Source organism: Mesorhizobium japonicum MAFF 303099 (assembly GCF_000009625.1).
Lineage (GTDB): Bacteria > Pseudomonadota > Alphaproteobacteria > Rhizobiales > Rhizobiaceae > Mesorhizobium > Mesorhizobium japonicum.
This window is the reverse complement of sequence record NC_002678.2, coordinates 866,670-879,597: the sequence shown is the minus strand read 5'-3', so window position 1 is coordinate 879,597 and position 12,928 is coordinate 866,670. Positions and strand designations below refer to the sequence as shown.

Here is a 12,928-nt window from a genome sequence, read left to right as displayed (position 1 = left end):
CCGATCACGCTTTTCCTCGAATTGCTCAGGATGCCGGTGCGGGTTTGATCGAAGCCGTCAGTAAGCCCGGTGACTGAAGCGGGCGCGGTATGCGCCCATGGTCAAGTTGCGGAAATCCTCGCCGCTGACATGCACCAGCGTTCTGTGGTCGCCGCCTTCGAAGTAAATGTCGGCGGCATCACCAAGGCTTTCATCGACAATCACCGGCACATCATAGGGTGCGCCGATCGGCGGGATGGCGCCGGTGTCGCAATCGGCGAAGAGCGAAGTCACCTCGTCTTCGGAGGCTAATCCGAGACGCTTGTCCATGACGCTCTGCAATGTGCCGAGCTCGATCCTGTGGGTGCTGGGAACCACGGCCAGCGCATAGCCGAGTTCGTGGTGAACCACGACCGATTTCGCCACTATGCTGCCGGGCACATGCGCCGCAATGGCGGACTGTCTGCTGGTGGACGTGCGATGGTGGGCGACTGTGTCGTATGAAACTCCCTTCTCGTCGATAAAGTCCTTCAGTCTGGTTGCGATCGTCATCTTGGCCTCCCTTTGCCGGAGTTCGCGACGCGTGGGGAAACGAGGGCAGTCACTCTCCCGTTTCCGGTACTAAAATGGACCAGTTGCTGATGGTTCGAGGCTCGACGGCAACATCTGACTACGGTTTGCGCGTCAGGGGCCGGCTCCGAAAAATGCCAGCCGGGTGAAAAGCGTGTAGTCGGCTTCGAAGACCATCATCGTCACGAACACCAGCACCAGTATTGGCGGCAGGATGATCGCATAGGCAAGCGCCAGCCGTTCCCAGGCCATGTGCATGAAGACGGCGACGATCAGCCCTGCCTTGAGGATCATGAAGATCAGGATCAACGACCACCTGAGATAGCCTTGCAGGCCGAAATAATCGACCAGGTAGGAGCAGGTGCTGAGGATGAACAGCCATGCCCATACCACCAGATAGAGCTTGATCGGGTGTTCCTGATGCACGTCGGCACGGGCGGCGGCGGCCGGCGCTTCATGTGCATGACCAGCATGAAGTGCGTGTTGTCCGAGGCCGTTTGCGGTTGCTTCAGCCATGTCTGCCTCTCACCAAAGATAGAAGAAAGCGAAGATGAACACCCAGACCAGGTCGACGAAGTGCCAATACAGCCCCATGATCTCGACGTTCTCGTAGCGGCCCTTGCGGCTGGTGAAGAAACCGCGCCGTCCGGTGTCGAAATCTCCGCGCCAGACCTTTCGCGCCACGATGATCAGGAAGATCACCCCGATCGTCACATGGGTGCCGTGGAAACCGGTGATCATGAAGAAAGACGAGCCGAATTGTGCAGCACCCCAGGGATTGCCCCAGGGCCGTACCCCTTCGGTGATCAGCTTGGTCCATTCGAAGGCTTGCATGCCGACAAAGGTCGCGCCAAGTGCCGCGGTCAGAAGCATGAGGATTGCCGTCTTGCGGCGGTCGCGGCGATAGCCGAAATTGACCGCCATGGCCATCGTCCCGCTGCTTGAGATCAGCACGAAGGTCATGATGGCAATAAGGATCAGCGGGATTTCCGAGCCGCCGATACGCAGCGCAAAGACCTCGCTCGGATTGGGCCACGGCTCGCGTGTCGAAATGCGCGCGGTCATGTAGGCGAGCAGGAAGCAACCGAAGATGAAGGTGTCGCTGAGCAGGAAGATCCACATCATGGCCTTGCCCCAGGACACGTTCTTGAACGCACGCTGATCCGAGGACCAATCGGCGGCAATGCCTCGCCAGCCTGTGGGCCGTGGCTCCGTCTGGCCGATATGCGTCAGTGTCTCTGCCATTCGCTTGATCCCCTTAAGTCAGCAACTGCCGGCAAATGTCGATGAACGTCGCGGCCCAGCCGGCTAGCAGCGCGAAGATGGCAAGCCAGACGAAAAGCAGGAAATGCCAGTACATGGCGCATAGTTCCACGCCGAGGCGAAGCCGTTCCGGCCGCGTTCCAGTCCAGGCGCTCGTGGTGGTCCTGCCCAGACCCACCAGCCCTCCCAACACGTGCAAGCCATGCATGCCGGTTATCAGGTAAAAGAAACTGTTGGCCGGATTGGAGGCCAGGAAATAACCGTCGGCGGTCAGCTGCCGCCATGCCATGAGCTGTCCGACCAGGAAGGCGAGCGCCGTGAGCCCGGCCGTGGCAAGGCCGAGCCTGACGGTGTCGATCTGACCCCTGCGCGCCGCCACCGAGGTGCATTGGAGGGCTACGCTGCTCAGGATCAGCACGCCGGTGTTGAGCCAGAGCAGGCGCGGCAGGGGCAACGGCTGCCAGTCCGACACCGCCATCCGCATGAAATAGGCACTGGTGAAAAGCGCGAACAGGCAGCCGACGACAGCGAGGAAAACGCCGAGGCCGATCTTGGCGGTTGGCAGAGCCGACCGGTCGAGGCCGACAAGATCACCGGCCAGACCTTGCTCGAGCCATGGCTTCGCCATCAGCCTCTGGTGCGAAAGCCACCATCCGGCAAAACCGGCAATGACGAGCAGGAAGACCAGGATGACGCTCATGCCGGCTCCCTTGAGGGGCCGAAGGAGCCCGGCATGTTCTGCGGGATGAAGTCTTCCTTGGCGCCCGGTACGCTGTAATCATAAGCCCAGCGATAGACGATCGGCAGGTCCTTGCCGAAATTGCCGTGGGCCGGCGGTGTTTGCGGCGTCTGCCATTCGAGGGTCGTGGCCCGCCACGGATTGCCGCCGGCCTCGCGGCCATGGCGGATGCTCCAGATCAGGTTGAACAGGAACACCATCTGGGCGAAGCCGACGATGAAGGCCATGACGCTGATGAACGAGTTCAGGTGATGGGCCGACTCCGTCATGATCGTCATGTCGGTCAGTTCAGCATAGCGCCGCGGCACGCCCATCAGGCCGAGGTAGTGCATGGGGAAGAAAATCAGGTAGGCGCCGAGGAAGGTGACCCAGAAATGGAACCGGCCCAGGGTTTCGTCGAGCATCCGGCCGGTGACCTTCGGGTACCAATGGTAGATCGCGCCAAAAACCACGAGGATCGGGGCGACACCCATGACCATATGGAAATGGGCGACGACGAACATCGTGTCGGATAGCGGAACATCGACGACGACATTGCCAAGGAACAGGCCGGTCAGCCCGCCGTTGACGAAGGTCACTATGAAGGCCAGGGCGAACAACATTGGTATGGTGAGATGGATGTCGCCGCGCCATAGGGTCAGCACCCAATTGTAGACCTTGATGGCCGTCGGAATGGCGATGATCAGCGTCGTGGTGGCGAAGAAGAAGCCGAAATAGGGGTGCATGCCGCTGACATACATGTGGTGCGCCCAGACCACGAAGCTCAGCGCGCCAATGCCGACGATGGCCCAGACCATCATCCGGTAGCCGAAGATGTTCTTGCGCGCATGGGTGCTGATCAGGTCGGATACGATGCCGAAGGCCGGCAGCGCCACGATGTAGACCTCGGGATGGCCGAAGAACCAGAACAGGTGCTGGAACAGGATCGGGCTGCCGCCATTGTGTTGCAGCTGCTCACCCATTTCAGAGATCGCCGGCATGAAGAAGCTGGTGCCCAGGACGCGGTCGAGCAGCATCATCACGCTGGCGACGAACAGCGCCGGAAAGGCGAGCAGCGCCATGACGGTTGCGGTGAAGATGCCCCAGACGGTCAGCGGCAGGCGCATCATCGTCATGCCGCGCGTGCGGCCCTGCAGCACGGTCACGACATAGTTGAGGCCACCCATCGTGAAGCCGATGATGAACAGGATCAGCGAGGAGAGCATCAGGATGATGCCCCAGTCCTGGCCGCCTGGCGTCCCGCTCATGATGGCCTGCGGCGGGTAGAGCGTCCAGCCGGCCCCCGTCGGTCCGCCGGGCGCGAAGAAGCTCGACACCAGAACCAGCACGGCAAGCAGGTAGATCCAGTAGCTCAGCATGTTGACATAGGGGAAGACCATGTCGCGCGCGCCGACCATCAAGGGGATCAGATAGTTGCCAAAGCCGCCGAGGAAGAGGGCGGTGAGCAGGTAGATCACCATGATCATGCCGTGCATGGTGATGAACTGGTAGTAGGCCTCCGGGGTGATGAAGTCGAACGTGCCGGGAAAGCCAAGCTGCAGCCGCATCAGCCAGGACAGCACCAGGGCGACCAGGCCGATTGCCGTTGCCGTCGCCGAATACTGGACGGCGATGACCTTGGCGTCCTGCGAAAAGACGTATTTGGTCCACCAACTGTGCGGATGGTAGAGTTCGACTTCCGCGACTTCGGCCGGCGGAATGCCATCTGCAGGGGTGATGTCGACCATAGGAACACCTCCGTGTCCTTTTTCAGCGAGACCCGACCGTTTCGAGCCTTGCTGCAATTTCGGGACCCGGTGCCGCCGTCCGTCCCGTCGTCTCGTCCGCCGACCCCGTCTGCTTGGGGGCCGACAATTGTGCAAAAGTCTGCTGCTGGCCGAGCCAGGCCACATAATCTTCCTGGGTATCGACCATCACGACGCCATGCATCATTGGATGTCCCTGGCCGCAAAGCTCGGCGCACAGGACCTGGAAGGTTCCGGTCCTGGTCGGGGTGAACCAGAAATAGGTCACCGAGCCCGGGATCATGTCCATCTTGGCGCGGAATTCCGGCACATAGAAATCATGCAGCACATCGATCGAGCGGAGCAGCATCTTGACCGGTTTGCCGACCGGCAGATGCAGATCGGCGGCTTCGACCACGACGTCGTCCCGACCATTGGGATCGCTGGGGATGATCCCCAGCGGATTGTCGGCACCAACGTCGCGCGTATCCGATGTGCCGAGCTTGCCGTCCTTGCCGGGCAGGCGGAAACTCCACTGCCATTGCTGGCCAATGACCTCGACCTCAGTCGCGTCGCGTGGAACGGTAACAAATCGGCTCCAGACGAACAGGCCGGGAACCAGCAACGCCGTGACCCCGACCGCGGTGACGATCGTGAGCCACGATTCGAGCCGCTTGTTCTCCGGTTCGTAGGCGGCGCGGTTTCCCTCCCGATGACGGAAGCGGAACACGCAATAGGCCATGAAAAGCACGACGGCAGCGAAGACGACGCCGGTGATCCAGAAGGTAATGATGATGGTGTTGTCGATATAGGCCCAGTTCGAGGCAATCGGCGTCCACCACCATGGGCTCAGGAGGTGAAACAACACTGAGCCCACGACGATCAAAACGAGTACAAGCGCTACGGCCATGTCCCGTTCCTCCGGCATTCGAGGGGGGAGCGAAGCCGCCGCCAAGAAATACCAAGCGCATCATAGCTTAATTTGGGGTCAATTCCAGAGGCGACTATCCTGACGGAAAAAATCGCGTCTTTTGCCGCCGCGACCTATTTGAGCAGGTCGACCAGAACGTCGAAAGCGGCGTCGATATCGGCGCGGATCGCCTGGCGGACGGCCTCGGCGTCGCGGTTGCGCAGCGCCGCGAACATCGCCTGGTGGTGCTCGTTGGCGGTCGAATAGTTTCCGGAATCATGCAGCATGTTGAAATAGGGGCTGATCTGCAGCCACAGATTCTCGATGATGTTGAGGATGTTTTCCGAGCCGGCCGCCCGGTAGATGGAGAAATGGAAGGCATAGTTGGCGCGCAGATAGGATTTGACGTCTCCCGCCGCATTGGCCTGTTCCAGCGCTGCCAGATGCTGGCCGAGCTGCGCGATGCCCTGATCGTCGATGCGCTCGGCCGCCCAGGCGGCGGCGATCGCCTCGATCTCGAAGCGGACATTCCTGAGATCGATGAGGCGCGCGCGGCTGAGTGCGGGAATGCCGATCGAGCGCCCTGAAACGACCATCAAGGCATTGGCCGCAGTCAGCCGCCGCAACGCCTCCCTGACCGGCATCGGACTGACCCCAAAGGCGTCGGCGAGGCTTTGCACCGTCACCATCTCGCCGGGCACGATGCTGCCGTCGAGGATCAATTCGGTGACATGGCGATAGACCCTGTCCTGCAAGGTCTCCCTGGACAGGGGCACGATCTCGACACCAGGCTTCCTGAACGCCGCTCCGGCCATTTCCCATCAAACCTTTCGGCGCAAAGGCCGCGCCACAACCCGTTCCCGGAATGCAGGGTTCCGGCTGCCGCGTCAAACGTTGGCGATCGCGGCTCGAATGTAAAGATATTTCATCATTGATCATTGATCAAATGATGATACGATCTCCGACATCGAATGAGGAGGGCTTCGGTTTGGGCCCTCGGGAGGCATTCGGCGGAGCGCTGATCACCGGCGGGTGCGGCCGCAATCTCGGCATGCTCGGCGGCGTACTGCTTTTGACGGCGCTGGAGATGCTGCTGGCCGGCACCACGCTGCCCTACGCCACCAAGGCAATTTCTTTACGGGCTGGTCGTTTTCAGCGCCTTCATGGCGCTGCGCGAACGGCGGCTGCAATGAAAAGGACAGGACGATGAGCGCAAAGGCACCCGTATCGGCGGACGAATTTCTGGCCGGGCTGAAAGGGCAGCGCGTGCTGGTGACGGCGGGCGCCGGCGGCATCGGCTTCGCCATCGCCGACACGCTGTCGCGGCTCGGAGCACGTATCATCGTGTGCGACATCTCCGACGAGGCGCTGGCCGCGGCTCCCGGCAAGATCGACCTGGTCGCGGCGGTCAAGGCCGATGTCTCTCGCGACGAGGACGTCGACCGGCTGTTCGAGACGGTCAAGGAAAAACTCGGCGGGCTCGACGCGCTGGTCAACAATGCCGGCATTGCCGGGCCGACCGGCGGTGTCGACGAGATCGAACCGGACGACTGGCGGCGCTGCATCGACATCTGCCTGACCGGCCAGTTCCTCTGCGCCCGGCGCGCCGTGCCGCTGATCAAGGCGGCCGGCGGCGGCTCGATCGTGTCGATGTCGTCGGCGGCCGGCCGCCATGGCTACGCGTTCCGCACGCCCTATTCGGCGGCCAAATTCGGCGTCATTGGTTTCGCGCAGAGCCTCGCCAAGGAGCTTGGGCCGCACGGCATCAGGGTCAATGCCATCCTGCCCGGCATCATCGAGGGCCCACGCATCGAAGGCGTCATCGCGGCGCGCGCCAAGCAGGTCGGCATCAGCCACGAGGAGATGACCGGGCGCTATTTGCAGAACATCTCGCTGCGCCGCATGACCAGCCCGTATGACGTCGCCTCGATGGTGGCGTTCCTGCTCTCCGACGCGGGCATCAACATTTCGGGCCAATCGCTCGGCGTCGACGGCAACGTCGAAACACTGTGAGGATCGATCCATGGCCAATGTCGCGATTGTCGGAAGTGGGTTCATCGGGCGGGCCTGGGCGATCAGTTTCGCCCGCGCCGGCCATGATGTGCGCATGTGGGACCAGTCGCCTGCCGCGACGGGTGGCGCGCGCGACTACATAGAGGGCGTGCTCGGCGATCTCGCCGCGAACGACCTACTGCGCGGGCAATCCGTCGACACCGTGCTTGGCCGCATCGCCACCGTCGGCGATCTGGCGGAAGCGCTGGCCGATGCCGCCCATGTCCAGGAGAACACGCCTGAAAACCTCGATGTGAAGCGGGAGGTGTTCTCGCTGATCGATAGGCTTGCTGGGCCGCAAACGATCATCGCCAGTTCCACCTCGGCGCTGTTGCCGTCGAAATTCACCGACCACCTGCAGGGGCGGCACCGCTGCCTGGTCGTGCATCCGATCAACCCGCCCTATCTCATTCCGGCGGCAGAGGTGGTGCCGGCGCCTTGGACCTCCGCCGAGACGCTGGAGAAGACGCGCGCCTTCCTCATCGATGCCGGCCACGCGCCGCTGGTGATGAGGCGCGAGCTCGACGGCTTCATCATGAACCGCCTGCAAGGGGCCTTGCTGGAGGAGGCTTTCCGGCTTGTCGCGGACGGCTACGCCAGTGTCGAGGATGTCGATATCGGCATCCGCGACGGCTTGGCGCTGCGCTGGTCCTTCATGGGACCGTTCGAGACCATCGACCTCAACGCGCCCGGCGGCGTGCGCGACTATGTCGATCGTTACCAGGGCATTTATTCCAACATCTTCCCGCAGATGCTGCGCCGCGTCGACTGGGCGGGCGAGGTCATGGCAACCGTCGAGGCCGAGCGCAGCAAGCGCCTGCCAAGGGGAAGCCTGGGTGACCGGCAGGTCTGGCGGGATCGCCGGCTGATGGCGCTGGCGGCGCACAAGAAGAAATCGGATCAGGAGTTCGGACAATGAAAGAAACCAGCCGCAAATCAGGCGCATCGGCGGCCAAGGGCAAGGTCATCATCACCTGCGCGGTGACGGGCGCGATCCACACGCCGACCATGTCGCCCTATCTGCCGATCACCCCGGATCAGATCGCCTCCGAGGCGATCGCCGCGGCGCAGGCCGGTGCTGCGATCCTGCACCTGCATGCGCGAGACCCGGAAACCGGCAAGCCCGACCAGACGCCGGAGGCCTTCGCCCGCTTCCTGCCGCGCGTTAAGCAGGGCACCAATGCCGCCATCAACATCACCACCGGCGGCAGCCCCTACATGAAGGTCGAGGAGCGCGTGCGCCCGGCCGCCCAGTTCAAGCCTGAGGTCGCCTCGCTCAATATGGGCTCGATCAATTTCGGGCTCTATCACCTCGCCGACAAATACGAGACCTTCAAGTTCGACTGGGAAAAGCCGCATCTGGAGGCGACTCGCGACCTCGTCTTCCGCAACTCGTTCAAGGACATCGAATACATCCTTGCGACCTGCTACGACAATGGCACGCGCTTCGAGTTCGAGTGCTACGACATTGCCCATCTCTACAACCTCTCCCACTTCGCCGATCGCGGGCTGGTGAAGCCGCCCTTCTTCGTGCAGTCGGTGTTCGGCCTGCTCGGCGGCATCGGCACCCATCCGGAAGACGTCGCTCATATGAAGCGCACCGCCGACCGGTTGTTCGGCGACCAGTTCCGCTGGTCGGTACTGGGCGCCGGCGCCAGCCAGCTGCGCATCGCCGCGCAATCGGCAGCGCTCGGCGGCAACATCCGCGTCGGGCTGGAGGACAGCCTGTGGGCCGGCAAGGGCAAGCTCGCCAAGTCGAACGCCGAACAGGTCGTGCTGGCGCGCAAAATCATCGAAGGGCTTGGCATGGAGGTGGCGACGCCGGACGAGGCGCGCGAGATCCTGTCCCTGAAAGGTGGCGACAAGGTCGCCTTCTGACCCCTGCCGACCAATCGCTGCAAACCGACAAGGATGGAATGAAGATCGAAGTCGTGGTGGACGTGAAGACGACGCTGGGCGGGCCCGCTCTGGGACGTCGAACAGGAGCGCCTTTACTGGATGACAGCTTCGACGGGCGCGTGTTCCGCGCCACCGCTGATGGGCGCGAGTTCGCTGCTGGGACGTGCCGATGAAGATAGGCCGCACCTGCGGCCGACGGCTCGACCGTCGACGCGCAGGGATATCTGTGGAATGCGCTGGTCTATGACGGCCGCCAGGTGCGCTTTGCGCCGGACGGTACCGTCGATCGTATCATCGATATGCCCGTGAAAAAGATCACCAGCGTCATGTTCGGCGGGCCGAAACTCGATACGCTCTATGTCACCTCGATGGCCAAGCCGCCGCTGCCGCGCTTTCCCGGTGACGGTGTCCTGCGCGGCAGCCTGTTCGCCATCACCGGCCTCGGCGTGACGGCCGTTCCAGAACCCCGCTTCGGCGGCTGACGGGCGGCTCTGGCAGTGCCATGTCTTCAGCCGCCGGGCGGGAGCTCGGCGGCCTTTGGCTACTACCGTTTCAGTCGACGCCTAAGGCGTCGTCTGCGCTTCGATCTTGGTAGCCATCTGGTCGATCTTGTCGGCAAGGACACCCTGGGCCCAGGCCGTGACCTCGTCATCGACCGGCTTGTTGGCCATATCCGTCAGCGCTGCATCGAGCGATGCCGGGTCGGTGCCGACGGTCGCCGTGGCTGCCTTCGCCTCTGCCTGGTCGGCCGCTGCATTATCGGCGTCGACAACGGCCTGCTGGGCGGTGATCTGATCCTTCACATCTTGGATCTGCGCAGCCGTGGCGGTCGGATCAGCCTGCAGCGCGGTCAACTTGGCATTCAACGTATCCAGTTGGGCCTGCGCGGCGGCGGCCGTGGCGGCTGCCGTCTCGGCCGCGGCCTGGGCGACCTTGGCTTTCGCGGACTGTGTCACGAAGGCCTGGAGGCCAGCGAACTTCTTGCTCTTGGAATTCATGTAGGCGTTGACGTTGCGCTGCAGCGAATTCAGCCGGCCGAGCTTGGCATGGATGTTTTTCTCCTTCGACACGGATGAGACCTGGGTGGTCGTGTCGACCGTGGTGTCGGCTGTTGCGTCAGCGTCCACCTTGCCAACTTGTCCCGGGGCCGACGCGGATTTGCCATGCGAGGCACCGCTGTTGCCTTTGCCGTTGCTGCCAGCATTGCCGCCGCCATTGCCATGGCCGCCACCGTTGCCGTGGCCGCCGCCATTGCCGCCGCCGTTCCCGTTGCCGGCGAGCGCCGGCGACGCCAGAAGCGCCAATGCGGCAAGCGCGGCGAACAGAGTTTTTCGGTTTGTCATGGTGTCTCCTCGGGAATCGCCGCCTCCGCCCAACCGAGCTAGATCAGCGTAATATGAGAATCCACTAATCGTACGGAGTAAACTTTAGACAAATGCGGTCGCAATGCGCGATCTCGGTGATGGCGACGGCATAACTATTTGATATTTCATGAAAATAAACGCCATGAGGTCGCTTTGCTACTGAAGTCCGATGACAGCCAGGACCATGGTCCTAGCTGTCAGACAAAATCGCCGAGCGGTGGGTCAGAAACACGTTGGAATACGGGAAGTCGATAACGAAAGCCTGGTCGATGCATCAAGCGGGAACGCCCTGGCTTTCCTCTCGGCGAAGACGACCTGGCCGCCATATTGGTCGTCGCCCTAGATCAGCAGCAGGCCCTTCATGCTGGCGTATCCCTTGCGGCCGATGATGATGTGGTCGTGCACGGCGATGCCCAGCCGTTTGCCCGCTTCGATGATCTCTTTCGTCATCTCGATGTCGGCGCGCGATGGCGTCGGATCGCCTGACGGGTGGTTGTGCATCAAACTACCGAGGCCATATTCGCAATAGTTATCAATCACTTGTGATCAAGTGAGGGAAGGGTGGTGCCGTCGACTGGGGCATGTATCAAATGACCGTTTGTGATCTTCACGCTTGGTCACAATCGCATCCGCTCGGTACTGTGACGTACCGATCAACAACGGCTTCCGAGTGCTTATCTGTTCTGAGCTCCCTGAACGACTGATCTTGGCGCAACGCGAGTGCCGCCGCGATGACCTTGGCTTCTCACCGTGACTCGGCGCTGCATTGGCGCGCTCAGGCGATGATGACAGCTTTGCGCCTCATCTCGGTCATCGGGGTAAGTCTTGCGGCTACCCGAAAGAAGACAAGCTCGGCGAATGTGCTCAATGTCGCGGTTTGTCGGAAGGCGTCATTCCAGCATTTCCGTCGACACTGCACTCAGAGCGATACCCGAAAGGGCTGGGAAAATTCTCAAGTGTCGGTATGAAGAAGAGCCTTGGGAGCCGTCTGGCCCGCCTGCCCGTTCATGCATATACAACACGTCAAGGTATCGATTGAGATTTTCTCATGCACAGAACGGTGTTTTGCCAACCAAGCCAGATGGTACTTGCATCCCCAAACCGTGCGGCTGCCAAGCTTGTACGCCCAATCCGCCTAAAGGAGTCGGATTCACAGCTCTCCTGTCAAGGCCTCCAAAAATTAAAGGGACAAAGATATGCGATAGCTCTGCTCCGCCGGGCCGACGGAATATTAGCGAGCCTAATGCATAGCCTCGCTATTGAGGCGGCATGGGCGCCGATATCATCATGAGCAGCAATCGCCGGCCAGTGTCTCGCATAACCGGCTCAGCCCATCGCGAGCGCACCGGCGCGACCCTTCCAGAAATGCGATGTTTTTTACCGAGCTGGGATGATGCCCGCATAGTTGCTGTGGACCGCGGTAAACGTGCGCCGCAGGCCCCGCCCGCATCGGGTGGCTTCAAGACCAGGCGCGCCTGCCTCCGATGTTGGGCCGCAGGCAGCGCAGCAAAAAGCTTACTGTTATCGCAATACCCTGGGAGATAAGCTGCGCCGATACATCTACGGTGCATTAAAGTGTAAATTAGAAATTTCTTATAAAATAGCGAAGTTTTTCTTCTCCTATTGCTTCACGGGCTCTTAACAGGCCATCACGGTTATGTTACCGATCTCGTTGCAGCTTGAGTGGCGTCAATCGCCTCAAATACACAGGAAGGGCTCCACTATGGCATCAGGAAATTGTTGGAGTCCCGTATCGGGAAGTATATGTATATAATATTTGGTGAGAAAAGAAGGTTTGTCGCGTGGTCGGTGTGGTCATCTGTAACCATTGTTGCAGCAATTTTTTTGTTGCGCTATCTTGAAGTTGTCGGGCAGAGTGTACATTCATTCTTGTCGTATTCAGTGCTAATTTGTGGACTGATTCTTACTGGTTATATTTTAAAAGATTCGCATGAAGTTTCATCTCTTAATAATATTTTGTACGGAAATAGCGGAAATAGACGGCTAAGTAATTTTGCAAAGTTTATATATATTTGTGTGGCTCTTTCTATTTTTGTTGTCAACGACAAAACTCTGACCGTAGCTGAATCTTTTGCGTATGGGTTTTTGATTTCTATATGCTTGCTGGCGTTTCCTGATGTTTTCCTTTTTGTCAAAAATCAAAAAATTGGTGATGACGCGAAATGAGCGATCCAACTTATTATACACTCACGTCTGCTAATCATGGAGCACTCACTTTTGATGCATATTCGGGAGCTTTGCTGACCAACCCGACTGACCAAGATGCGACTTATTGGGCTAATTTCTTAACTAGCTTCACCCAAGGGTTTGTGGAAGTCGCGGTCAAGTTGCGTGGTGCTAATCCAGATTGGGTTAGGGTCCCCGCTATTTACAATAAATTGGGAGCCGTCATTGATCTTGTTGGCGT

At 60.4% G+C, this 12,928-nt stretch carries 13 protein-coding genes and 3 pseudogenes; 7 read left to right on the top strand and 9 right to left on the bottom strand.

The window, feature by feature from the left end; translation table 11 throughout:
* Positions 1 to 57: 57 nt before the first annotated feature.
* The 7 genes from MAFF_RS05355 to MAFF_RS05325 all read right to left on the bottom strand — a co-directional run bounded on the left by MAFF_RS05355 (position 58) and on the right by MAFF_RS05325 (position 6,000).
* A complete protein-coding gene (locus MAFF_RS05355; protein ID WP_010909864.1) occupies positions 58 to 531 on the bottom strand; it encodes an aminoacyl-tRNA deacylase in 474 nt (157 codons plus the stop codon).
* A gap of 132 nt (positions 532 to 663) precedes the next feature.
* Complete coding sequence (locus tag MAFF_RS05350) at positions 664 to 1,065, bottom strand: cytochrome C oxidase subunit IV family protein (protein ID WP_032930518.1); 402 nt, start codon at positions 1,063 to 1,065, stop codon at positions 664 to 666.
* Between the two features lie 9 nt (positions 1,066 to 1,074).
* Positions 1,075 to 1,794, bottom strand: a complete 720-nt coding sequence (locus tag MAFF_RS05345; protein WP_010909862.1) for a heme-copper oxidase subunit III family protein — start codon at positions 1,792 to 1,794, stop codon at positions 1,075 to 1,077.
* A 13-nt stretch (positions 1,795 to 1,807) separates the two neighbouring features.
* The gene (locus MAFF_RS05340; RefSeq protein ID WP_010909861.1) at positions 1,808 to 2,512 is read right to left on the bottom strand and encodes a cytochrome c oxidase subunit 3; all 705 of its coding nucleotides are present in this window, start codon (positions 2,510 to 2,512) and stop codon (positions 1,808 to 1,810) included.
* Complete coding sequence (gene ctaD, locus MAFF_RS05335) at positions 2,509 to 4,278, bottom strand: cytochrome c oxidase subunit I (RefSeq protein WP_010909860.1); 1,770 nt, start codon at positions 4,276 to 4,278, stop codon at positions 2,509 to 2,511. Before ctaD ends, MAFF_RS05340 begins: the two co-directional genes overlap by 4 nt.
* 22 nt (positions 4,279 to 4,300) lie before the next feature.
* Positions 4,301 to 5,185, bottom strand: coding sequence for a cytochrome c oxidase subunit II (gene coxB, locus MAFF_RS05330; protein ID WP_010909859.1), 885 nt, complete (start codon positions 5,183 to 5,185; stop codon positions 4,301 to 4,303).
* A 134-nt stretch (positions 5,186 to 5,319) separates the two neighbouring features.
* Positions 5,320 to 6,000: a GntR family transcriptional regulator gene (locus tag MAFF_RS05325; RefSeq protein WP_010909858.1), complete on the bottom strand. Its 681-nt coding sequence runs from the start codon at positions 5,998 to 6,000 to the stop codon at positions 5,320 to 5,322.
* Positions 6,001 to 6,194: 194 nt separating this feature from the next.
* Between MAFF_RS05325 and MAFF_RS05320 the strand changes: the two are divergent.
* The 6 genes and pseudogenes from MAFF_RS05320 to MAFF_RS40560 all read left to right on the top strand — a co-directional run.
* Positions 6,195 to 6,378, top strand: a pseudogene (locus MAFF_RS05320) (hypothetical protein); the annotation flags it as partial.
* A 13-nt stretch (positions 6,379 to 6,391) separates the two neighbouring features.
* Entirely contained in the window at positions 6,392 to 7,198 is an 807-nt protein-coding gene (locus tag MAFF_RS05315) for an SDR family oxidoreductase (RefSeq protein WP_010909856.1), read from the top strand.
* Between the two features lie 10 nt (positions 7,199 to 7,208).
* Positions 7,209 to 8,156 (top strand): 3-hydroxyacyl-CoA dehydrogenase, encoded by a 948-nt coding sequence (locus MAFF_RS05310; protein ID WP_010909855.1) that lies wholly within the window; start codon positions 7,209 to 7,211, stop codon positions 8,154 to 8,156.
* A complete protein-coding gene (locus MAFF_RS05305) occupies positions 8,153 to 9,115 on the top strand; it encodes a 3-keto-5-aminohexanoate cleavage protein (RefSeq protein WP_010909854.1) in 963 nt (320 codons plus the stop codon). Before MAFF_RS05310 ends, MAFF_RS05305 begins: the two co-directional genes overlap by 4 nt.
* 38 nt (positions 9,116 to 9,153) lie before the next feature.
* Entirely contained in the window at positions 9,154 to 9,309 is a 156-nt protein-coding gene (locus MAFF_RS40565) for a hypothetical protein (protein WP_244420725.1), read from the top strand.
* 30 nt (positions 9,310 to 9,339) lie between these two features.
* Positions 9,340 to 9,618, top strand: a pseudogene (locus MAFF_RS40560) (SMP-30/gluconolactonase/LRE family protein); the annotation flags it as partial.
* Positions 9,619 to 9,699: 81 nt separating this feature from the next.
* Here MAFF_RS40560 and MAFF_RS05295 read toward each other — a convergent pair.
* Positions 9,700 to 10,479, bottom strand: a complete 780-nt coding sequence (locus MAFF_RS05295) for a hypothetical protein (protein WP_010909852.1) — start codon at positions 10,477 to 10,479, stop codon at positions 9,700 to 9,702.
* A 360-nt stretch (positions 10,480 to 10,839) separates the two neighbouring features.
* Positions 10,840 to 11,004: pseudogene (locus MAFF_RS37465) on the bottom strand (JAB domain-containing protein); the annotation flags it as partial.
* A 1,236-nt stretch (positions 11,005 to 12,240) separates the two neighbouring features.
* Here MAFF_RS37465 and MAFF_RS39005 point away from each other — a divergent pair.
* Complete coding sequence (locus MAFF_RS39005; protein WP_157865921.1) at positions 12,241 to 12,687, top strand: hypothetical protein; 447 nt, start codon at positions 12,241 to 12,243, stop codon at positions 12,685 to 12,687.
* Positions 12,688 to 12,928 lie beyond the last annotated feature (241 nt).

Coding starts and splice junctions, on each gene's coding strand:
- MAFF_RS05305 (WP_010909854.1), top strand. CDS start 8,153: ATGAAAGAAACCAGCCGCAAATCAGGCGCATCGGCGGCCAAGGGCAAG.
- MAFF_RS05295 (WP_010909852.1), bottom strand. CDS start 10,479: ATGACAAACCGAAAAACTCTGTTCGCCGCGCTTGCCGCATTGGCGCTT.
- MAFF_RS05355 (WP_010909864.1), bottom strand. CDS start 531: ATGACGATCGCAACCAGACTGAAGGACTTTATCGACGAGAAGGGAGTT.
- MAFF_RS05345 (WP_010909862.1), bottom strand. CDS start 1,794: ATGGCAGAGACACTGACGCATATCGGCCAGACGGAGCCACGGCCCACA.
- MAFF_RS40565 (WP_244420725.1), top strand. CDS start 9,154: ATGAAGATCGAAGTCGTGGTGGACGTGAAGACGACGCTGGGCGGGCCC.
- coxB (WP_010909859.1), bottom strand. CDS start 5,185: ATGGCCGTAGCGCTTGTACTCGTTTTGATCGTCGTGGGCTCAGTGTTG.
- MAFF_RS05340 (WP_010909861.1), bottom strand. CDS start 2,512: ATGAGCGTCATCCTGGTCTTCCTGCTCGTCATTGCCGGTTTTGCCGGA.
- MAFF_RS05315 (WP_010909856.1), top strand. CDS start 6,392: ATGAGCGCAAAGGCACCCGTATCGGCGGACGAATTTCTGGCCGGGCTG.
- ctaD (WP_010909860.1), bottom strand. CDS start 4,278: ATGGTCGACATCACCCCTGCAGATGGCATTCCGCCGGCCGAAGTCGCG.
- MAFF_RS05325 (WP_010909858.1), bottom strand. CDS start 6,000: ATGGCCGGAGCGGCGTTCAGGAAGCCTGGTGTCGAGATCGTGCCCCTG.
- MAFF_RS05350 (WP_032930518.1), bottom strand. CDS start 1,065: ATGGCTGAAGCAACCGCAAACGGCCTCGGACAACACGCACTTCATGCT.
- MAFF_RS05310 (WP_010909855.1), top strand. CDS start 7,209: ATGGCCAATGTCGCGATTGTCGGAAGTGGGTTCATCGGGCGGGCCTGG.